The 21,861-nt window shown below is 64.4% G+C and carries 17 protein-coding genes; 7 read left to right on the top strand and 10 right to left on the bottom strand.

The window, feature by feature from the left end; genetic code table 11:
* Positions 1-22 precede the first annotated feature (22 nt).
* The 4 genes from KA712_08960 to KA712_08945 are packed head-to-tail and all read right to left on the bottom strand — an operon-like array spanning position 23 to position 4,060.
* Complete coding sequence (locus KA712_08960) at positions 23-802, bottom strand: SDR family oxidoreductase (protein ID MCG5053074.1); 780 nt, start codon at positions 800-802, stop codon at positions 23-25.
* Positions 799-2,145: an Nramp family divalent metal transporter gene (locus tag KA712_08955; protein MCG5053073.1), complete on the bottom strand. Its 1,347-nt coding sequence runs from the start codon at positions 2,143-2,145 to the stop codon at positions 799-801. Before KA712_08955 ends, KA712_08960 begins: the two co-directional genes overlap by 4 nt.
* Positions 2,142-2,948, bottom strand: coding sequence for an alpha/beta fold hydrolase (locus KA712_08950; protein ID MCG5053072.1), 807 nt, complete (start codon positions 2,946-2,948; stop codon positions 2,142-2,144). Before KA712_08950 ends, KA712_08955 begins: the two co-directional genes overlap by 4 nt.
* Before the next feature lie 35 nt (positions 2,949-2,983).
* Positions 2,984-4,060 (bottom strand): Ldh family oxidoreductase, encoded by a 1,077-nt coding sequence (locus tag KA712_08945; GenBank protein ID MCG5053071.1) that lies wholly within the window; start codon positions 4,058-4,060, stop codon positions 2,984-2,986.
* A gap of 347 nt (positions 4,061-4,407) precedes the next feature.
* Here KA712_08945 and KA712_08940 point away from each other — a divergent pair, with 347 nt between their 5' ends.
* Together KA712_08940 and KA712_08935 are read left to right on the top strand one after the other, a co-directional pair.
* Positions 4,408-5,178, top strand: a complete 771-nt coding sequence (locus KA712_08940; GenBank protein MCG5053070.1) for a PEGA domain-containing protein — start codon at positions 4,408-4,410, stop codon at positions 5,176-5,178.
* Between the two features lie 1,168 nt (positions 5,179-6,346).
* Complete coding sequence (locus tag KA712_08935) at positions 6,347-7,168, top strand: hypothetical protein (GenBank protein MCG5053069.1); 822 nt, start codon at positions 6,347-6,349, stop codon at positions 7,166-7,168.
* A 24-nt stretch (positions 7,169-7,192) separates the two neighbouring features.
* Here KA712_08935 and KA712_08930 read toward each other — a convergent pair whose 3' ends face one another.
* From KA712_08930 to KA712_08920, 3 genes are all read right to left on the bottom strand, one after another.
* Positions 7,193-8,674: a hypothetical protein gene (locus KA712_08930; protein ID MCG5053068.1), complete on the bottom strand. Its 1,482-nt coding sequence runs from the start codon at positions 8,672-8,674 to the stop codon at positions 7,193-7,195.
* 257 nt (positions 8,675-8,931) lie between these two features.
* Positions 8,932-9,801 carry a superoxide dismutase family protein gene (locus tag KA712_08925; GenBank protein MCG5053067.1) on the bottom strand — a complete coding sequence of 290 codons (870 nt, stop codon included), beginning with the start codon at positions 9,799-9,801 and terminating at the stop codon, positions 8,932-8,934.
* Between the two features lie 302 nt (positions 9,802-10,103).
* Complete coding sequence (locus tag KA712_08920) at positions 10,104-10,808, bottom strand: D-alanyl-D-alanine carboxypeptidase family protein (GenBank protein MCG5053066.1); 705 nt, start codon at positions 10,806-10,808, stop codon at positions 10,104-10,106.
* A 319-nt stretch (positions 10,809-11,127) separates the two neighbouring features.
* Between KA712_08920 and KA712_08915 the strand changes: the two genes are divergently transcribed.
* Positions 11,128-11,481 (top strand): phage holin family protein, encoded by a 354-nt coding sequence (locus KA712_08915; GenBank protein ID MCG5053065.1) that lies wholly within the window; start codon positions 11,128-11,130, stop codon positions 11,479-11,481.
* 8 nt (positions 11,482-11,489) lie between these two features.
* Here the strand turns inward: KA712_08915 and KA712_08910 are convergent, their stop codons facing one another.
* The gene (locus KA712_08910) at positions 11,490-11,957 is read right to left on the bottom strand and encodes an META domain-containing protein (GenBank protein ID MCG5053064.1); all 468 of its coding nucleotides are present in this window, start codon (positions 11,955-11,957) and stop codon (positions 11,490-11,492) included.
* Between the two features lie 62 nt (positions 11,958-12,019).
* Positions 12,020-14,098 carry a response regulator gene (locus KA712_08905; GenBank protein MCG5053063.1) on the bottom strand — a complete coding sequence of 693 codons (2,079 nt, stop codon included), beginning with the start codon at positions 14,096-14,098 and terminating at the stop codon, positions 12,020-12,022.
* Positions 14,099-14,240: 142 nt separating this feature from the next.
* On the opposite strand from KA712_08905, the gene KA712_08900 reads away from it, so the two are divergent.
* The 4 genes from KA712_08900 to KA712_08885 all read left to right on the top strand — a co-directional run bounded on the left by KA712_08900 (position 14,241) and on the right by KA712_08885 (position 20,571).
* On the top strand, positions 14,241-16,334 hold the full coding sequence (locus KA712_08900) for a sodium-translocating pyrophosphatase (protein MCG5053062.1): 2,094 nt from the start codon (positions 14,241-14,243) through the stop codon (positions 16,332-16,334).
* 139 nt (positions 16,335-16,473) lie between these two features.
* The gene (locus tag KA712_08895) at positions 16,474-16,974 is read left to right on the top strand and encodes a hypothetical protein (protein MCG5053061.1); all 501 of its coding nucleotides are present in this window, start codon (positions 16,474-16,476) and stop codon (positions 16,972-16,974) included.
* Between the two features lie 118 nt (positions 16,975-17,092).
* Positions 17,093-19,285, top strand: coding sequence for a DUF1592 domain-containing protein (locus KA712_08890; protein ID MCG5053060.1), 2,193 nt, complete (start codon positions 17,093-17,095; stop codon positions 19,283-19,285).
* Positions 19,282-20,571: a DUF1552 domain-containing protein gene (locus tag KA712_08885; GenBank protein ID MCG5053059.1), complete on the top strand. Its 1,290-nt coding sequence runs from the start codon at positions 19,282-19,284 to the stop codon at positions 20,569-20,571. Before KA712_08890 ends, KA712_08885 begins: the two co-directional genes overlap by 4 nt.
* Positions 20,572-20,623: 52 nt before the next feature.
* Here KA712_08885 and KA712_08880 read toward each other — a convergent pair whose 3' ends face one another.
* The gene (locus KA712_08880) at positions 20,624-21,838 is read right to left on the bottom strand and encodes a hypothetical protein (GenBank protein ID MCG5053058.1); all 1,215 of its coding nucleotides are present in this window, start codon (positions 21,836-21,838) and stop codon (positions 20,624-20,626) included.
* Between the last annotated feature and the right edge of the window lie 23 nt (positions 21,839-21,861).

The raw sequence follows: 21,861 nt of genomic DNA, 5'->3' as shown, positions 1-21,861 counted from the left end.
ACGAGTCCGCGGCGGCCGGTGCTCACTGCATACGAAAGCCGCCGCAGACGTTGAGCGCTTGGCCGGTGATTCCCGACGCCGCGTCGGAGGCCAAATAGAGAACCGCGTCGGCCACTTCTTTCTCGCTCACCAGCCGCTTGAGCGGGGTTTGCGCGACCATGCCAGCAAGCACGTCGTCTTTCGAGCGCTGCTCGAGCTTGGCCCGGTTGGCCATCACGCCGCCAAAGCGCTCTCCGTCGACGAGGCCGGGCAGTACGGCGTTCACGCGAATCCCGTAGGGACCAAGTTCCGCCGCAAGCGAGTGAGAGAGGCCGAGTAGGCCCCATTTCGACGCTGCGTACGCCGTGCGATGCGCGAAGCCGATACGGCTCGCCACCGAGCCGATGTTGACGATGCAGCCCTGCCCCCGGTCAATCATGACCTTCGAGGCGTATTTGGCGCAGTAAAACGCGCCCGAGAGGTTGACTTCGAGGGTCTGGGTCCACTCCTCCAAACTTACGTCCCGCGCCAGTGCCGTAGGGCCACCGATTCCGGAATTGTTGACGAGCACGTCCAGCTGGCCCTGCGTCTTGCTGACGTCGGCGATGAGCTGCTCCACCTCTTCGGCTCTCGTGACGTCTAGCGCGACGGCCCGGGCACGCCCTCCTTGCGCCTTCACTTCGGCCGCCACCGACTCGAGCTTTTCCAAAGAGCGTGCCGCCACGATGACGAAGGCCCCCGCCTCACCGAAAGCCCGCGCGATCTGCCGGCCAATGCCATAGCCACCGCCCGTGATGAGAACCACTTTGTCTTTCATGTTCATGATGTCGCTCCGGTGGCCGATACGTAGATGCCGTAGCCCGCCACGCAGGCAATGAGCACGCAAGCCCCCCACAATAGAACGTCCGTCAAGCGCGAAGGGGCAAGGCGCGGGTCCAGTTTTTTGTGACGGATGTACACGATCGCCCCGGCCAAAATGGGAAGCATGATGGTTTGCCCGAGGGCACCCACCTTGACCATGGCCACGGGCATCTGAATGGCGAAGAACAGCCCCAGCTGAACGAGAGGCAGCAAGATGACGAACGCACGCCGCCAGCGCTCCCTGACCGCCGGCTGTTGCAGACGGCGCAGGCCCATGAGCGACAGCGCGTCGAGATACATGACGGTGTTGCCCGCCACGCTGACCAGCAACGTCGAGTAGAGCGCGAAAAACGCGCCCATCACGAACACGGCGAAGGCCCAGACGCCCAAGGTCTCCGTGTACATGCGTGACAACGTGGCGATCATGGACATGCCCTCGGGCCGTTCACCCAGCCGGTGCAACACCGAAGCGCCCAAGCTGTAGAAAGCCACCGTGATGAGGGTGTAGACCACCATCGAGAGAGCCGCGTCGGCATGCATGACGCGAATCCAGCCGCGGGCGCGCCGGTACCAGGCTTCAGAGCCATCGAACACGCCTGCATGACGGCCGTAGCCTTTATCGAGGCACCAGTAGGGATACTGCACGATCTCGGTCGTTCCGATGCCCGTGACGGCGAACACGCCCAACGCCAGGCCCACGTATTCGCGTGACAGCCGCGGCCGGAGCCCTCCCAGCACCTCGAGCGGCGCCATGTGGTAGTCCGTCGTCTGCAAAAACCCCACGCACACCACGGTGGCCAAGGTGAAGCTGACCACCAGGATGGTCGACAAGCGCTCGAGCAGCCCGTAGCTGCCCAGCACCAAGAGTGCGATGGTCAAGGCGACCAAAGCACCAGCCCACACCCTGGGGTCGATGCCGGGCACGAGCAAGGTGAGCACCTGGCCACAGCCCGCGATCATCGCCCCCTGTTGCAGGTTCGCGAGCACCAGCGTGGCGAAGAAACACCAGATGAACCAGGAAGCGCCCCAGCGCGGTCCGGGAACATCATCAATCAGCTGCAAGGTGGTGCGCCCCGTCTGAATGGCCTGGCGGCCGATGGTGATCTGAAGCGGCAGCTTCACCACGCAGCTCACCAGGACGAGCCACAGCACCGCGAAACCTGCCTGGGCGCCCAAGGCCGGCACCCCGATCACCTCCCCCGAGCCCACCACCGAGGCCGTGAGCACGAGGCCCGGGCCCCAGTGCCGGACCATGCCCGAGAACTTCCGGGGCGGCTCGAGAACCGTGGCATCCTTGCGATTCATCGAGAGGGCCCTTTCGTGTGTGTGGCGAAGAAGCTGAGCGTATCGGGGATGCGTTCAGACCAATAATCGAAATCGTGGCCTCCGGGGTGAACCTCGAAGGTATGAGGAATGCGCGTGACGCGAAGCTTGTCCGAAAGCGCCCGGTTCGCGGCCAGCAGCGGATCATCCCGGCCGCAGTCGAAACGCAAGGGAGGCAAACGAGGGCCGGCCGCCTCCAACCAGGGCCAAACGTCGGCGTCACGAGGATCGAGGGGCATTGGGGCGCAAGAGGCCGCGTCCAAAAACGGCGGCAGGTCCGAAAGCGCCGTGACGGACGAATGCGCGGCGACCGCGTTCCAGTGCCCCTCGTATTTGGCCGCCAGGCGCAAAGCCCCGAAGCCTCCCATGGAGTACCCGGCGATGAACCTCTCCGTGCCACGCACCTGCGGACAAATGAAGGCGCACAGGGACTCGAGCTCGTCCATGACCCACGCCTCGAAATCGGCATGTTCTTGCCGGAAGTACCCCGTGCTCGCTCCCGCGCCTCCGTCGCCGGGCATCGCCAAAACCATGGGCGGCAAGGCGCCACGGCCCATCGCCCGCGCCGCCGCCACGTGCACGCCCCCCCGTGTGGCCCAGTCCCAACACGATCCGTAGGCCCCGTGAAGCAGGATCACGAGGGGCAAAGGCCGCTCCGCATCGGGCACGAAAAAGCAGGCCTGGCCCCGCCCGCCGAGCGCGGTGGTTTCGACCGAAACGAACCGCAAGCCACTCGGATCCTGACCCAGAGTCGAGCTGCGCAACGTGGACGGCAAGATGGCCATGACGCTGGCTCAGCGGCTTTGGAGAAAGGGAACGCTCACGAGAGGCCGGCCGGCAGGGCAAGCCCGAACCTTCGCGCCAACGCCACGAGGCCCCCGAGCGTCTCGTCGTTGAGCGCAATGCCCTCGGCACGGTAATGCTGAGCAATGGCGGCTTCCACGCCACCGGGCGCGTAGATCCGATCCTGTCCCGTGGCGGGTCGGCTGGTCTCGATTTGCTGGACCACACCATCTACCCGCTCCTTGAACCGGGCGAGGTCCTCGAACGCTCCCACGTTGAGCGCCATGAAGAAGTGGCCATCCAGGCCCGCGGTGGGACCGTCCACCATGTTGCCAAGCTCCGTCCCGAGAGCCGCACCGGAGAGCAGCGAAGACAAGACCCCCATCATCAGGGCAAGGCCGGTCCCCTTGTACTGGCCAATGGGTTGCAGCAAGCCTTCGATGGCGGCGGCCGTGTCCGTGGTGGGAACGCCATCCCGATCGAAGGCCCAACCCTCCGGCAGGGGTTGTCGCTTCTGGTGGTACACGCGAATCTTTCCGTGGGAAGACGCCGAGAACGCCGCGTCCAGCACCAGCGGATGCTCGCGTCCCGCTGGCACACCGATCGAAAGCGGGTTGATGCCCAGAATCTTCGCGGTGCCCCCCCAGGGAGCCATGGTGGGCAAAGCGTTCGTGGTCGCAAACCCGACCATGTCGGATTCCACGGCCATGCGGGTGAAGTAGTCCATGGCGCCGCAGTGATTGCTGCCTCGTACCGCCACGACGCCCACACCGAGCGCACGAGCCTTCTCGATGGCCAGCCGCATGGCGAACGCGCCACCGATCGCCCCCATGCTGTTGTCGCCGTCGACGACCGCGATGGCACCCACGTCCTTCACGACGCGTGGCTTTCCGCGCGGATTGACGCCCTTGATCGTGACCTTATCGACGTACTCCGGCACGCGCAATGTACCGTGCGAGTGCACGCCATAGAGATCTGCGAAGACGAGCGAGTCGGACAGCGACGCCGCGTCCTCTGCGGACATGCCAGCGGCCGAGAAGATCTCCGTGACGAGCTTCCGAAGGGCGGCGAGCGGAACGCGGGTTTCACTTTCGATGCCGGGGTAAAGCGCCATGTGTCACTTAAGTAACCGAACTGCCGCCCAGATCCCATAGGATTGTCGTCCAGGATTCGTCGCAGGCGCGGGTGCCCCAACCTGGGCAGCTTGGGTTGAGGGGTGTCAACTGTTCAGGCATACGCCGAGACCGATGCTTGAGGGTCACATCGCGGGCCCCGAAGAGGTCGCTCCGCGTCATGAAACGGGGAGATGTTTCCCGACGGGGCGAGGAGGAAGCCTTGTGCGCCACTGTGGGCCGTGGCCGGCCCGCAGGGGTAGGACGGCGGGAGGTGCGGTAGAGAAACTCCGGACGCCACACGCAAATTTTGGTATTTTGCCGTGCCCACATCAAGGCGTGATCCAGCATGCGTCGCATTCCAGGCAACATAATCCTCGGTCTCACGTCTTTGTTCGCAGCTCTCCTAGTCGTTCCCCGGGATGCGTACTGCGACCCAGCCGAAATCTTGATTCGCCAGGGGGTGGAACTCCGTAGGCAAGGGGACAATGTCAAAGCTCTTGCGAAATTCGAGGCGGCGTATCGGATGTCACACACACCCAGGGCCTCGGCGCAGGTAGGCCTGTGTCAGCTTGCGCTTTCAAATTGGACATCCGCAGAGGAGTTTCTTGCAGTCGCGCTGGAAGCGCGTTCAGACGAATGGGTTTCTCGGTATCGTCAAACCCTGGAAGAGTCGCTGGACGAAGCTAGAAGACACTTGGCTGTTCTTGCTGTCGAGGGCACTCCGGCGGGTGCAAACGTGACTGCAGGTACGAAATACGCAGGCCAGCTCCCCTCTACTGGCAATCTTTACCTCCCGCCTGGCCTTCTGACCGTGCGAGTTTCACACGACGGCTTCAACGATGCTGTCCACGACGTCGAGTTGAGGACCGGCAGCCCCACTACGCTCGCCATCAATCTCGCGCCGAAGTCAGCGGAGGACGTGTCCGCTTCACCGACTCCTGAGAGCGGCGGCCCCCCCTCAACCCCGGAGTCGTCAGCAGACAATCGGAGCGATCGTTCGCACTACTGGTGGTGGGTGGGCGCGGCAGCTGTCGCCGGTGGGGTTGCGACTGCGTTCCTTTTGGCTGGAGGCAAGGAGTATCCGAATGTCGAACAGACCATTCCAGTTGGCCCCTAATCGGGATCCGCTCGCAGTGCATGGAATTGTCGTGCCTGTTTTCGCGCTCCTTCTGATGTGGTGGGCTGGATGCGTCTCGAAGGAATCCTGCCGCCCAAACACACTCTACTTGGAGATCGACTGTTCAAGTGTAGAGATTCCGGAGACTCAGCTATCACACTTCTTGCTGTCGGTTTGGCGAAATGAAGTTCTCAAGAGTTCCGATGTGCGGGTTCAAGCGACGTGCCCTCGTGTCCCAATCGAACTCGACTTTGCCGAATACCGCAAAGGGGAATCTGTAGAAGTCCGCATCACGCCCATCTCTATTCAGGGCAACGCCGGCAAGGCGGTGGTCCTGCGCCGACTGCTGGACGCTGGTTGTGCCAGGGCGGGACAGAGCGACTTCGTACCATCCAACCCTGACGGGTCCCCCGGTAACCCTCGTTTGGACAGTAGCGCCGTCGATACTGGAGACGCGAGAGGCCCCGTGGAGGATGACGCGTCTCAACCGACCTGCAGCGCAGGTGAATCCACATGCAGTGGAGACCGGACGCGACAGGCATGCGTCGATGGCGAGTGGGGCGCGGAAACCACCTGCAACGGTGTCTGCCGAAGCGGAACGTGCGTGGGCACCTGCGAGCCCGGCACGACCACATGCAGCGCCACTGGAGAACTCGTTCTGTGTGGAAGCGAAGGAGAAGCGACTCAGCCGCAGGTCTGCCCAGGAGGACGCGGGTGCGTCACAGAGACGACGAATCGGGCAGTGTGCCCGTCATGCCCGACTTCACCACAAGAGTGCGGAGGAAGCGTAGGGGTACGATGCGATGGTAGCAGTTCGACGGATTGTAGCCTGGCCAACGGGTGTTTGTCCCTGAACAAGGTCGTGCCATGCACACACGGCTGCAACACTGCAAACGGCCAATGCTTTCCCGAGTGCAGCCCCGGCATGCCGCCTCGGTGCAGCGTAGTTAACGGTACTCGAGAGGTATGCAACGCTTCGGGTAGATGGGAGCTACAACAGTGTTCCATCATGCAGGAAGGCACCGTCGTATCCTGTGTCTCTGGAAACTGCATTTCCGCGTGCGACGGCGTTCGAGGGTTCGTCAAGTGCGACAACGGTTCATGTCGAAAGGAATGTCCAACGTTTTCAATCATTCCCACGGCAGGCAATGCTTCCCCACTGGAGCACGTGGTGATTTCGGGCGACGGTCAAGTTCTGTTTGGGTACGGAAACGGACCGACTCTTCGCTGGTCCAAGACCGGCGCACTAGAAAAGCTGCCCAATTTCGACGAACAGGCCGACATACCCCGAGGGGCCAGCGCCGACGGCGCGGTACTCGCAAGCTTCTTCGGCCTTTGGATACGAGGGACAGGACTCGTAGACTGTCGCTGCGGTCCGGATTGTTTCTCGTGTCAGGGCATCCCTACTTACCTGAACCACATTTCGTCCGACGCTCTGCGGGTTCTCGGAAAAACAAATGAGGTTCCGCGGGTGTGGAACCGGGAGGAAGATTCCTTTCGAGAGCTCCCGGGCAGCGAGCTGGCCCGCTTGTCCGGAGACGGCCGGTACGCCGTCGGAACTCAATCAAATGGCAGTGCTATTCGCTGGGATTGGGCAGCCAACAAGGTCGAAGTTCTCTGGCCTGGTGGCGCTGCGACTTTAGCCAACAACGATGCCAGTGTTGTCTACGGATTCGGTGGTGTTGCCGGAGCTGAACTCATTCGATGGTCAGCTGCAAGTATCGAGAAACTGCCGGGAAACTGGTCTAATCTGGCAGGCTGCAGCGCCAGCGGTGACGTTTTGGTGGGTGATCTCGAAAGGGTTCCGTCACTGCTGGTGCGAGGTAGAGCCGCGATCTCGATCAAGGCAGCACTTGAGGGAGCGAACGTAACCTTACCTCCGGGGAAGGTTGCCTGGTTGGGAGGGGTGTCGCATGATGGGAAAGTCGTAGCGGGTCTTTTCGAAGACACCGCTGGAGCAAGCAGCATTTTTCGAGCTGTGCTTCCCTGAGCGCGTTGGGAAGAGCCCCCTTCGTCACGCGCGCGTCTTGAGCCAGTCGCGGACGGCGTCGCCGAACGCCTGAGCGTTCTTGGGTTGTAGCTCCTTCCACTCGCGACCGCACCACAGCCCATCGGCCCCGGCCTCGAGCGCTTTGTGGGCGGCATCGTAGGCTTGCTTGGGTTGAACGTCGCAGTCGTACCCGGGCATGTCGAAGCCGGGACGGACGTAGACCTTGGCTTTCCCCCCTACCGCCTGCACGGCGCGGAGGCTCTCGCGGTACACGTAGTCTGAGGTGAAGGCGGTATCATGTTTGCGGTGCTGCTCGAGCGTTGGCTCGACCTTGGGGTCATAGCCCAGCATGCTGAGATACATGGGGTAGGACAAAGACTCGGGTGCATCGCCAAACAAGATCTTCTGGTAGTTGCGCTCGAAGTGACCTTGCGAGCGGCGTCCCATGCTGTCGAAGTACACGGCCACGCTCAGCCAATCGGCATGCTGAGCCATGTCGGCATAGTCCCACGAAGCCCTCATGAAGAGGTCCCAGGTCATGCCATGGTCCACGTGCCATCCCACTTGAACCTTCGGGTTGAGTCGCTTGATCTGGGCATAGATGCGGCGGCGCTGCTCCTCGCGAGACTCCATCCACATGCGCTCCCACGCGAGCACTTCGGGGTATGTGGTCAGGACGCGCAGAAACGTAACGAAGTTTCCGTCCACGGGCCGGCGGCCTTCGCGGATCTGACGACCGAGCGCCTGAAGGGCTTCGAGCCCCGCCTTGGCCTTCTTGACATCGATGTGCTTGCGGCGGGCGATGGCCAGACAGTCAGGGCAAAAACAGGTCCCCGGCGCGTCTTTGCCGAGCGCGCCCAACAGCGGCGCAGCACGTTCCTGGCCGAACTTGAACCCATCGAGCTCCGGATGGCCGCGCACGAGATCCTCGACGACGGAACGCCAGTACCGAATGTACCCTGGCTTGTTGAAGCAAACCTGATTCGTCTTCTTTCCATGGAGGTCGACCTGCGCGAACGCCTCGAACCCCGGGATCGCGCCCGTGATGACGTAAGGCTCCAAAATGCGCGCATACACTTGCATCCCTCGCGGCTTCGCCTCCGCAAGCATCTCGTCGAGAATGTCGCGGTCCGCATAAAGCGCCTGTGGGTCTTTGCCCTGAAGAGCAGGGCTTGCGTAGTACTTGGGGTTGGTTTTGACCCAGACCTCCGTGAGCGGCCGACCGGCCTCATCCCGCTGTGGTGCGTGCTGGGGGCGGTACTGTCGGGATGTATGCGTATGCGTGAAGGTCATCACGGCGTTGATGCCCACGAGCGATTGCATTTCGTCCAGGGCCTTCGCGATCCCCGTTTCGTACATGTGCGCGGGCTCGACGAGCGTGCCCAGAAACAGGCGACCTGGCGGCGGCGGGGCAGCGTGGGTGCGGCGGGCGCCGAGCGAAAGGGTGGCAAGTCCCGCGACGGACTGTTTGAGCAGACTGCGGCGTCCCGCAACTTTCGGAAGCATTCTCCTATCCTACGAGCTGAGACCGGTCCGTCGAAGCCCCATTTGTGATCCCGCGCGCAGAATGAGAGCGCAATTGCCCGACGTTCATCGAAACGCCGAGGGGACTTGGCTGCAGATTGTGGCTGCGATCAACATTGGCTCGACGCTCTAGCGCGTGGGGGTGGGGTGGCCCGCCCTTCCATGTGCCGCCGAAGGCCGACGCCCTTCACACGTCCGTGCGCGCGACGAACGGCTTGACCGTCGAGCGGAGTCTTTCCCTAGAAGCCAGTGACAATACCACAGCCGACGCGTGTGGCTTCCCCGTGGGGAGCATCAGCGAGCCTCTCTACGACGATGGCGCGACCGCGAATGATGTGCGGGCTGCCGCTCGTGAGCGGATGCTGAAAAATCTTCTTCTGTTTGAGGGTTCCCTCTTCACCAACTGAGAAGGTTCCCAGATCACCCTGTTTCAAGGGCCAGCTATAATTGGGTTCTGAAATTAGCTGAGAATTCTCCGGCTGATACGGTTCGCCCACCCCGGCGCCCGTGACATTGTCGCAATCGGAAAACTCGTGGACAACCAACCGATACTTCCCAGCCTTCAACCTCGAAAGCTCCAATTCGAGCATGGCACGGTTGTCTTCCCCTTGCTCGAAATACGCGGTCCCCTCGATGTCCTGCCCAGGCAGAGATTTGAAAGTGGCTTCGCCGAACGTGCGGTCAAAGTGGAGGATTGCGCACGAGATCGTGTTACTTGGGGAAGACTTCTGGTCAGCGTTCCACTTGTGCAGGGTGAGCTTTCTTCCAGCAAGTCGAAACTCCTTCATTTTGACGCTTACGAAACGGCCTTTTCGGCTGTAGACAGCCTGCGCAGGCGCGCTGTAGGGGTGCCCATCGTGACCGATTCCAGCGTAGAGCCTATCCAGGCGCGCTACGCCGTCTCTGTCCGCCTTGAGTGGGCCCAGCAGCCAAACGACGGGCTGACCACCGATCTCTTTTATCTTTCGAGAGTCAGAGCAGGTATCCCCTTCGCGAGGACCGTAGAAGAACTCATCGGCACGGAGGAAGTAGATTCCGGGTTCGAGCCCCTGGATGGCGACGGTAACCCGTAGCCCTGCCGTCGTGTCCTGGAAATGCGCCAAACCCATAGCGCGCGCATCCCCTTCGGGCGCTAAGAAAGCTGATGTCCCGATTGGCTGCAAGGAATCCCGCTCACTCGAATTGCTCTGGCTCTTCTGCCCCTCATTCGGCAAGGATGAAAGGTCAGGGGCTTGCGTCCATTCCGGAGGTTCGACCGCGCGACCGGGCCCGAGAGCCGGGGTCATTCGCGGGGACCTGGTTGATGCCGGGTCGTTCAGAGACTTCTTGCAACCTTGAAGCGTCCAGGACCAACAACACGCGAGCGCTGCCACGGAAGCGACATTAAAGAAACACCGCAAGGCTTTACCACTCACTTTAGCCACCAGTGCGAAGACTCGTAGGGGTGCTTGAGAGGACCTACCAGCTTCGTCCCAGCGCACGCCGCGATTAGTTTGTCTTCCCAGCCATCTTTCTTCCAAATCGAGTGGACAGCAGATGAGCGGATGGGAGCAACGATGGCTGCGCCTTTCATCACCACGAAATCTACCGCTTTGCCGCGACCGTGGTCGGACGTTCCAGGCGCGGCGCTCGTGGGCTCGGGCGCCACTGCCTGCGTTCGAAGCGCCTCGGAAAAAATCCATACCGACTCTCCGTCATCTGGCTTGGCTGGGTAATCGTCTTCGGAAAGAGCCGATTTCATGTCCACCAACAGCTTGGCCCCCGCCTTCCCTACCGTGGTGTTCTTGCCCCACAGCCGAATTTGCCTTTCCAAGCTGCGCACCGGTGACAAGATTAGGTGGTAGTCGGGGTTCGCCTTCCTGAAGTTCGCCTGGACCTTTGCGGCCTCTTCGTAGAGCGACTTCGTAGGCTCGAGATTCTTCTGAATCTCTATCTCCTCGTCTGTCCACGACCAAACGGCCTCCAGATTGGCGCCGCGGCGCTTGCTCCGCAAGTACTTCCTCACGGCCAACAGCTGGGTTGGAAGCATTCTATCGGGGGCATGCCGCTTCATGAACGCAGCTATGCGCTCGATTGCGTCCAACACTTCCGACTGTCCACCCCGAAGCGTGCTCACAGCCGCCATCATGTACGCACGAACCTTTTCGTCGAGGTCAGTTTCCCCGACTGCAGATGCGCTTGGTACCGCCTTGTTCACAGCGTCACATTAACGCGAACAGGAACAACTTGGGTCAAAGAAAACACCTTCCCAGAGAGCACCGCCCACTCCGAGGCCCCCCCTCCAGGCCCTATTCAAGTGGTCGGCGGCGTTCATGCCGGTATGACCATCCGAATTTCGACCATTTGCAGAACCGCCTCCGCTCGCGAGCGCACCGGGACCTCCTCGCGCCTCGAACGCTTTGTCGGGGACCCGCGCGCCCTGCTAGACTCCCCGCATGGACACGTTGATTCGTTTGGGTGCGCTGGCGGCCACGGTGTTGCTGCTCGAGATGCTCCTGCCGGGTGTCCGGGTCGAGAGAAAGAGAACGGCGCTCATCGTAGCCGTCGTCTTCAGCCTGCTCAACGTCTTGGGCGGGTGGTTGATCGCGGCGCTCCTGGTTTTGCCAGCGCTGCTGTCCTTCGGGCTTCTTTTTTTGGTTTATCCCCTGCTCATCAACGTGGTTCTGCTGTGGGTCACGGACCTCTTGATCAAGGACTTTGAACTGAAAAGTGCGAAGCCCTTGTGGCTCTCGGCCGGCATCATCACCCTGGTCAACGGATTGGTGCACGCGATCCTGCGGCAGGTCTGAAGCCGCGTTCACTCTGCGGCGACAAACCTCGCCAGGGGAGCACCGTCGGCACCCCAGAGGGTCAAGCGCCCGCCCTCTAGATCGAAGCGGTCGCTGTGCGCGAGGGCACGGAGAAACGCCTCTTCATCAGGGCTGGACGCACAAACCATGAGCGAAACAACCAAGCCGTGGAAGTGCAGCTCACCATGGGTACCCCGTTCGTAACGTCCCTCGAAGGGGTTACAGCCCCCGAACCCACCCACCCGCTCGCTGTCGGCTTCGAGCAGAACCTGGACCGGTGGGCCTGCCGCCACAGCGGGGCCCACGGGGCGCTCGGCGAGCTCGACGAGGTTCCAGCGTTGGTCAGTGAGGGGACAGGTCCCTGAGGGTGCGGCGTCCGCGGGAAGAGTCAAACCGCCCGGCTCCGGCCAGGCCTCAGACGAGAGCCACAAACCTGCGGACGCCAACATGACCCCAAATACGACCCTCGCAGCCATCGCCTCCTCCGTGCCTCCGGCGGCCTTGACCGATGCACGAGCGGTGCCACGTGAGGGCTTGCTCAACCACCGGAGGTCTCGTCCTCTGGCGCCTCGGCAAAGCGGTCCATCAGGGCGGCAAGCCGAAGCTCCAATCTGGCAAGGTCGACGGGCTTGACCACATGGTCGTCGAAGCCCGCCGTCACGGCAGCACTGCGGTCTTTGGCTTGCCCATATCCGGTCACAGCCACGAGACGCATGTCACGCAGCGTGGGATCGGCGCGCAGCAAGCGCGCGAGTTCATAGCCGTCCATCACGGGCAAGCCGATGTCGAGCAGGCCCAGCTCGGGGCGAAAAGACTTCGCCAAGCTGAGCGCGGAGGGACCATCGTGAGCGACCTGCACCTCGTGTCCACTGAGGCCAAGGCCATCCGCGAGCATGGCCGCCGCGTCTTCGTTGTCATCGACCACGAGGACCCTGTAGTGCGCGCCCCGGCGCCCCCGTGTGAGGGAAAGGGGAGGCGCAACACCTCGTCCCTCGGCGGGCGCCGAAGGCAGAGTGACCACGAACGCGCTGCCCTGCCCAAGACCGGGGCTCGCCGCTTCGACGAAGCCCCCATGCAGGGACACGAGGGAGCGCACGATCGCCAAACCCAAGCCCAGGCCCCCTTCAGAGCGATCCAACGACTGCCTTTCTTGCACGAACAGGTCGAACACGCGGGGCAGGATATCGGGATGGATTCCTATGCCGGAATCCGCGACCGTGACGCACGCCCACTCGCCCCGGCGCTCCCCCGTCACCGTGATGTCGCCTCCGCTGGGCGTGTACTTGGCTGCGTTCGTGAGCAGGTTCGCGAACACTTGACCGAGGCGCATGCCGTCGCCATCGACGAACAAGCCGTGCGCGACCTCTACGGAAAGGCGATGAGCCCGCTGTTCGAGAAGTGGACTTGCGAGCTCGACCGCGCTCGCGACCACATCCGCCAAGTCCAACACCTTCCGTTCGAGCGAGATTTTTCCCCGGGTGATGCGCGAGACGTCGAGCAGATCGTCCACGAGCCGAACGACGTGCTTGACTTGCCTTTCGATGATCGCGCGCTCCTTCGAAAAGGCGTTGGGACTGCGCAGCCGCATCAGCTCGAGCGCAGTCAAGATGGGTGACAAAGGGTTACGCAGCTCGTGACCCAGCATCGCGAAGAACTCGTCCTTCGTTCGGCTGGCCGCCTCCGCCCGGTGGCGCGATTCGACCTGCGCCGTCACGTCCCGCTGCGTGCCCCATGCCCGAAGCAGTCGCCCGTTTTCCACGATGCCCACCAGCGCGTTCTCGAAGACGTGCGGACGACCGTCCTTGTCCACTTCGTGCGACTCGCCCCCCTCGAGGCGGTACCCCGCGCGGATGAACGTCGCCAGATATTCATGGTTCCGAGGGTCATCGGGCACGAGCAGGTCGCGCAGCCGTTTCCCGATGAGCGCCTCCGCACGATCGTATCCATACATGCGCGCCATGGCGTCGTTGCATTCGGCGAAGTAGCCCCGCGCGAAGATGAGTTCGATCTGTTCGCGTTCGGGGAGGGCGACAACGATGGGTTCGTCCACTTCGACCCGCCATATGCCCTCGGTACTTTGTGCGACGAATGCCCGGTAGCGGGCATCGCTCTCCTGCAGGGCCATCGCAAGAGCCTCGGCGTGTCGCCGCGCCTGCACCTGCGCGGTGACGTCCATCGCGAAGCTCACCACCGCGTCGACCTGTCCCTGGGCGTCGCGAAGAGGTTGATAGCTCAGGTTCAAGTAGAGCGATTCCCTGCGACCATCGGGATGGGTGAGCTCGAGCGGGACCTCTTTCCCCTCGAGGGGCATGCCCATCTCGTACGCCTCGTGCAGCATCGACAAGTTCGGCTGCCCTTTGCACTCGGGAAACGCCTCGTGCATCGTTCGGCCCAGGAGGGGGCGTCCGGCCAAGCCCTCGAACGCTGCGTTCACGAAGGTGAACACGTGCTCTGGCCCTGCGTGCACACTGACCGGAGCAGGGGCTTGCGTCAGGATGGTGGCCAGCCGCTGCCTTTGCGCGTCCAAAATGGCCGACCTGTTGGGCGAGGCGTCGGATCCCTCCCCTGGTTGGCTCTCCCCGGGGGGCCCCTCCGCAGACACGACTTTCGAACCCACCTAGAAGAGGTACCACGTACGACGGTCCCTTCGCAGGGGGCCGCGGCGGCTGCCACCTCGGACGTGTGTCAGGCACTCGCGCATTGGCCTGAGACTTGCTTTCGCACAGCAGAACCTCACCCCGAAAGAAAGCCCGGTGACCATGCAGAACGTCCTCGTCATCTCGAGCGGTCTCGTCGGATTGTCGGCGGCGGCGCTGACCACACGTTGGTTGCTGCGCAAGCCCCGCGGAGAGGGACTCGTCGTGGAGATTGGGCTCCTGATCCAGCAAGGCGCCATGGCGTTTTTACGCCGGGAATACTCCGTCTTGTCGCTCTTCGCGCTGGGGGTGGCGGCGCTGCTCGGGGCCCTCATCGACTACGATGTCTTGCAAAGCCCGGGGCTTGCGGAGGCCGCCCGTCGCAGCCCCGATGCGCCGCTTCCGCCAGGGCCCTGGCGGGCGCTGGCCTACCTCGCGGGCGCCGCAGCATCGGGCCTTGCGGGCTTCATCGGGATGAACGTCGCCGTCCAAGGCAACACACGCACCGCCAACGCCTGCGATCGCACCCTCAACGAAGGGCTTCGCGTGGCCTTTGCGACCGGCTCGGTGATGGGATTCGTGGTCGTGGGGTTTGGGCTTCTGGGTGTGACGGTTTTCTGGATGGTCTTCCAGCACACGGGTGTGCTGGCTAGCTTTGCGTTCGGTGCGTCCACCATTGCGCTCTTTGGCCGCGTGGGCGGGGGCATCTTCACCAAAGCGGCGGACGTGGGCGCGGATCTCGTGGGCAAGGTCGAGTCCGATCTGCCTGAAGACGACGCCCGCAACCCCGCCGTAATCGCGGACAACGTGGGCGACAACGTTGGTGATGTGGCGGGCATGGGTGCTGATCTGTTCGAGTCGTACGTGGGAAGCCTCGTCGCAGCTCTCACGCTGGTCGTACCGGGCGCCGTGGCACTGGGCCTCACCCGGGCTGCGGAGGCGAGCATCAGCGCCCAGCTGTGGCAGCAACGGCTCGCTTGGTTCCCGATGACCGTGGCGGCCATCGGCATCTTGGGTTCCGTTGCGGCGATCGGCGCCGTCCGGACGCGCCCCGAAGCGGGCATGAAGCAGCTCATGTGGGCGCTGCGGCGAAGCATCTTCCTGGCAGCGTTCCTTTGCCTGGGAGGCACGGCCCTCCTCGTCTTCGGGAGCCCGCTGCCCTGGCAGCTCTTCGCCGTGGTGGGGGTGGGTCTCGTGAGCGGTGAGGCGGTGGGGCTGGCAACCGAGTACTTCACGTCGTACGAGTACCGCCCCGTGCAATGGATCGCCAAACAGGCTCCCGGCGGCGCAGCCTCGGTGATCATCGCCGGCGTGGCCGTAGGCTTCGCGAGCACTGCCCTGCCCGCTCTGATCCTGGGCACCGCCATCTGGCTCACGTCCTTCCTGGCGGGCGCCTACGGGGTCGCGCTGGCGGGCGTGGGCATGCTGGCCACGCTGGGCAGCACCCTGGCCACCGACGCCTACGGGCCCGTGGCAGACAATGCGGGCGGGCTCGCAGAGCAAGCGCACCTTCCGCCGCACGTGCGACAGAGAACCGACGCCCTCGACGCCCTCGGCAACACCACCGCCGCGACCGGCAAGGGGTTCGCGGTGGGATCGGCCGTTCTCACCGCCTTGGCACTCATGACGGCGTACGGATTCACCACGGGCGTTACAAACTTGAACCTCCTCGACCCCCCCGTGCTCGTCGGTGCCCTGACGGGTGCCACGATGCCCTTCGTTTTTTCGGCGCTGACCATGCACGCGGTAGGCAAGGCGGCGGGCGCCATCATCGAGGAGGTGAGGCGCCAGTTCCGCGAGATACCCGGGCTTCGGGAAGGGAGGGCAGGTGTCAAGCCAGACTCGACCCGCGCGGTGGACATTTCGACCCGAAGCGCCCTGCGCGCGATGGTGGCGCCCGGTGTGCTGGCCGTGGCCGCACCCATCGCCGTGGGCGCGCTGCTCGGACCCTATGCCCTTGGGGGGCTGCTCTTGGGCGCCTTGTTGAGCGGCTTCCTGCTTGCCGTGTTCATGGCCAATGCAGGCGGCGCCTGGGACAATGCGAAAAAGTACATCGAGGCGGGTCACCACGGCGGCAAACACTCCGACGCGCATCGTGCGGCCGTCCATGGGGACACCGTGGGGGATCCCTTCAAGGACACCTCGGGGCCGAGCCTCAACATCCTGCTGAAACTGATGGCGATCGTCTCGGTCATCTTCGGACCTCTGTTCCTTTGACCCTGCCGCCGGGCGCTCGGCCAAGAGCCCACGGGCGACGGCGGCCTCCCACAGGGCCCGACGCGCGGGCGTTCTGCCCGGTCAGGGACCACAATCACACTTGCTCGCTCGCGATTGGTGGCTCAATCTCAGCCGCGACATGCGTGAACAAACCACCTCGCCCTACGGCGCGTCGTTCGATCAAAATCCCGTGGATGCCAGCACGGCGCTCGTCGAGGCCTTCTCCGCGATTCAGCGGACGGTCAGGGGCATTCTCGAGGGCGCAAGCGCTCTTGATGATCTCGTCGCCAAGTCGGGCGGCGTGTTCCGGCGCCCCCTGGATCCCCCCGTGCTCCCGGACGCCTTCCTGCAGCCGCCGCCCCACCTGCGCAAGGCCCCCCGCGGGACCCTTCCCGAGGACCCGGACGCCCCCGTGCCCCCCCTCCTGCCCAATCTGCCCAACGACGGTTACCCCCGGCTCCAGGCGCTCATCCAGCGGCGCGGGTTCATCACCAACGTCGACGTTCGCGAGGCTTTCAACCTCACGTCGACGCAAGCCACGTTTCGGCTGAAGGACATGGTGGCCGCGAAGATCCTGATTCAGAACGGCACGCGGCGGGGGGCCCGCTACTCGACCGGCCCGCGGTGGCCCGCTTTGTAGACGTGTCCTCGGTCACCCGCCCGCGGCCACGAGCCCCGGCGGCCCGGGATCACCTGATACCTGTCAAGTTCGGTTGCTCGGCCCCTGGCGAAGGCTCGGAGGCATCGCCCTCGCTCGAATGACCTCCAAGCTCCCCGTCGCTCGCCCTCGCCGTGTGCCCCTCCGGGCATGGGGGGCGGTGGCCCTCCTGGGGGTGATCACGGCCTTCGTGGGGCCCCGCACGAGTGACGCAGCCGAGGCCGCGCCCGAGGCGAAAGCGCCGCATGCGCTGCTCGCCACGTACTGCGCGCCCTGCCATGGCGAGCAACGTCAACGCGGTGGGTTCGATCTGGACGCGCTGATCGGCCCGTTCGCACCCGAAGGTGCCGCCCGGGCGTGGCAAAGGGTGCGCGCAGCCTTGACCACGGGTGACATGCCGCCGGACGAGGAGCTCCGACAGCCCACACCCGGCGAGCGGGACCAGCTCGTGGCCTTTGCCTCGCACCAACTGGCGCTCCACGCGCGGCCCACACCGGGGCGAGCCGTGGCGCGGCGTCTCACGCGGATCGAGTTCAACAATGCCCTCAAGGACCTCATCGGCCACTTGGGTGACGTGGTCTCGGTCAATCACCCGTTTCCACCACCCGATGCATACTTTCAGCCCGACAGCGGGCGCCTGCCCACGCTCTTCGCCCTGACCGGGGTCGCCAAAGCGCACGAGCCGCTCCTTCGGGTGGCTGGACTGCCCGTCGACCGGCGCGCGGAACATGGGTTTTCGAATCAGGCAGACGCGCTCGGGGTCTCGCCGCTCATGCTCGAGCGGACCTTCGAGCTCATGCAGGCTCTTGTCGATACTTTGCTGCGGCATCCGTTGGGCCAGGGCCCCCTTTGCGCCGCTTTGGCGCCAGTGGCACCCGCAAGCGCCAGCGTTGCGACAGCCCAGGAACGCCTCGAAGTCCTCGCCAGCCAGGCGTTCCGGCGCCCCCCCGGCGAGACGCCGCTGGCGCCCTATCTGCGGGTGTTCGCGCGGGCCCGGCAGCGTGGAGCTTCGTTCGAGGCGGCCATGGGGCAGGCCGCGGTGGCGGTCTTGGCCTCGCCACGTTTTCTGTACCGCACCGAACCGGTGGTCACGCCCGGCCAGCCACGTGCCCTCGATGGATGGGAGGTGGCCAGCCGCCTGTCGTTCTTCTTGTGGAGCACCCTGCCGGACGCGCGGCTGCGCGAAGCAGCGCTCGAGGATCGGCTCGGAAGTGCGGAAGGCTTGAGCGCCGCGGTGGATCGCATGCTCGCCGATCCGAAGGTGGCAGCGCTGGCCGAGGTGTTCGCGTTCGAGTGGCTCGGCCTCGATAAGCTGGCGGGCGCCCGGCCCGACGAAAGCGCCTTCCCGGGCTACTACTGGGGGCCTCTCAACAAACACGCGCTGGCGGGCCCCATGGCTTTCGAGGCGTTGTTGCTCTTCGAGACGGTTCTCGTCGAAAACCGCAGCGTGCTCGAATTGCTCGACGCCCCTTACACGTACGTCAACGCGAGGCTCGCCCGTCACTACGGCCTTGCCGAGGCCGCCTCGCCTACACTCGAGACCGAACGCCGGCGCGTCGAGGCCGCCTTGCAGGAGGAGGCCACGCGCAAAGCACCGCCGGACAAACCCCCGACGAAGCTGCCGAAGGTCTGGAACGACGCCGTGTGGATGCGGCTGACGCTGCCCTCTCGCGAGCGCGGGGGCGTCATGACGACGGGAGCCACCTTGACCTTGACGTCCGGCCCCCGCCGAACGAGCCCCGTCAAGCGCGGCGTGTGGTTGCTCGAGACCATCTTCAACAGACCACCGCCGCCCCCGCCGTTTGCGGTGCCTCCGCTTGTGGAAGCGCCCCCGAGCGTCCACGAGCGTCTTCCGCTTCGGGGCAGGCTCGAACAACACCGTCGCGATCCGGCGTGCGCGGGTTGCCACGCGCGCATCGATCCCCTGGGGTTCGCTCTGGCGCGCTTCGATGGTGTGGGAGGCCTTGTCGTCAGTGAGGCGGGACAGCCCATCGACGCCACGTTCACCTTGCCGGATGGTCGGCAGGGGGAAGGACCGGTGGGTCTCAAGGACCAGCTTCTTTTGCGGCCGCGAGACTTCGTGCGCGGGTTCGTCGAACATCTGCTTTCGTATGCCCTGGGGCGGCCGGTGTCGCCCTCCGACGACAGTGCCATCGAAGCCATCGTCGCTGCCACGGAACCCGGCGGCTACAGGCTCAAGGACATCATTCACGCGCTCGTAGAGAGCCAGCCGTTTCGCCTTGTCGAAGATCCCATCGGCCCCGGGCACGTGCTGACGGAGACCAGCCCTTGAATGTGAAGCGGCGATCGTTTCTGCGCGCGGCGGGCACAGTTTTTCCTTTGCCCTGGCTTCCGAGCCTCGCCCCCCGCGCCGCCTGGGCAAAACCCTTGCGTCGTGCCCCGGTCCGCCTCGCCTTCGTCTATGTTCCCAACGGCGTCAGACAAGATACGTGGACACCCCGCCGAGACGGCGCAACCTTCGACCTGCCGCCCTCGCTCGCCCCGCTCGCGCCCGTGCGGCAGCACCTGACCGTGCTCACCGGTCTCGATCGAGCGTTCGCCCCTGGCACCGAGGTGCACGCCCAGGCGGCGTCGTGCTGGCTTACCAGTTCACGACCCACGGAACCCCTCGATGGTCCCTACCCCACGAACACCACGGTGGATCAGCTGGCCGCCGCGCAGCTCGGAAGCGCAACCCCGTTGCCTTCCCTCGAGCTTTCGTGCAACGACTTCAAGGACAACAGGGAAAGCCGGTACTTCGAGGCCCTGTCTTGGTACGGACCGGGTCAGGCCGCCGACGCGGAAAAAGATCCCCGGGCCGTGTTCAACCGGCTCTTCGGAGGGGGGGCCTTCGCGCCCGGGTCGGCCAGTGTGCTCGACGCCCTCTTGCAGGAGAGTGCCGCTTTGCACAGGCAAGCCAGCGTCGAAGATCGCCACAAGCTCGAGGAATACATGTCCTCCGTGCGATCGCTGGAAGCGCGCCTGCAAAAAGCCACCCGCGTCAGGCGGCCCGCGGGCGCAGTGCCCCCCGCGCACGCACCCGAAGATCGGGGCGCCTACCTGCGCAGCATGGCCGACCTTCTGGTGCTGGCGTTCGAAAGCGATACGACCCGGGTGGCCACGTGGCTCTTCGACCCCGAGCGGTGGGATTCGCCTCGCTTGTACCAGGGCGTGTTTCCCAATCGGCAAAACCATCACCCTCTTTCCCACAACGCCAGCGCCGCGAGCCGCGAAGACGCGCAAGACAAACTGGGCAAGATCGACGCGTTTCACGTGCAGCAGTTTGCGTATTTGGTCTCGCGCCTGGCCTCCGTCCGCGACGGGGAGGGGCACAGCCTTCTACACAACACTTTGGTGGCCTTCGGCTCCGGCCTGAGCGACGGCGACAAGCATGACTACAAAAACCTCTCGGTTTTGCTCGCGGGGCGCGCCGCGGGGCGCATCCGGCCCCGCGGCCACGTGCGCTGCGCCCCGGGAACGCCCCTAGCGAACCTCTGGCTGACGACGCTGGCCGCGGTCGGTGTGCCAAGGACGGAGCTGGCCGACAGTACGGGTTTGCTGTCCACCCTGCTCGCCTGAGCGCACGGCGCGGGCTGGAGGCTTGTTCTGACGCCCTTCGCCCCTTTACGCCTCACCATCGGCGCAGCCCCGCCATGCCCCCGAACTCTTCGATGAGCCGGCGCTGCGCCTCCTCGTGCATGAACTCGAGGCGTGCCCCGCCCGCGCGAGCCAGGTCCGGAAGCAGATCGGCCAGGTCGGCCTTCTTCGGATCGTCGGCCAGGGCCTTCGCGGTGGACTCACCCAAACTGACGAAGCGCGTGTGGGGATCGAGATAAACGTCCTGATGAAGGTCGCCGGGCACGGCCACCGTGTGCAGGCGTCCCTGCTGAAGCGCCGCGAGGCACTCGTCGAGCCCCCACAAGCCGCGCTCGCGGATGCGCGAGAGCAAGTCGATTTCCTTCTCCGCTTCGACCTCTTCCACCTTGTCGCGCACCCGCTCCAACACCTCTCGAGGCGCTCCGTTCGCGCTCGACAGCGAAGGCAACACGGCGACCACGAGTTCCGACAGCGTCGTGGGGAGCTGCGCAAGCAACACATGAGGGTCTCGTCCCGGGCCCATCAAGATCACACGGCCGATTGCACGTTCTTCGATTGCCTGCGAGAGCCGCTCGACGTTCCCCTTGTAGAAGCGCTCCTGGGCGCGGCGAACGTGCTCGCGGGCAAGCTGGTCCGCGGCGCCGCCCCGGTCGGCCAGGAAGTCGGGCCCGGACCGGGCCACACCCGCCGTCGACGGGCTCCGCGCGTCCGGGCCCCCGCTCCGCGACAGGCCCGCCGACATGCGCCGCTGCGAGGGCTCGAGGGAATCCTCCTCTTCGGCGATGGTGTCCCGGGAGGCGCTCCAGAGCTCTTCGATCTGCCCCATGTGCAGCTCGAAGGTACGCAGCCGATCGCGATCGGCGTGCACGATGAGATAGGGCTCGAAGCGGTCGGCCGCAACGAGCAAAGGCGTGAAGTACGGCTCTCCGAAGTGAATCTCCACGGCGTCTGTGGATGTGTCGTTCAAAAACTCCACCTCGAACTCGAGCGCATCCATGCGCTTGTCGTCGGCAAACAGCACCAACGAACGACTGCCAAGCGTGCGGCCGGAGAAAAACGTGAGCACACGGGACACCATGGCCTCAGGCAGCCCTGGCGTTCGCTTCAAGGCGTTCTTCACGCGGATGAGGACAGCCTGAGGGGTCACCTCGGGGCGCGCCGGGTTCACGGTGGCGTAGAGGGACAGCACCGGCGGTTCGTAGCGTGCGAGCCGTTCCTGAAGGTCGAGTATCTGACGCTTCCCAATCATCTTCTTCTCCTCGGCTTTGGTCG

This window comes from Myxococcales bacterium, from assembly GCA_022184915.1.
Classification (GTDB): domain Bacteria; phylum Myxococcota_A; class Polyangia; order Fen-1088; family Fen-1088; genus JAGTJU01.
The sequence above is the reverse complement of the archived record's forward strand: the minus strand, read 5'-3'. Positions and strand labels throughout refer to the sequence as shown.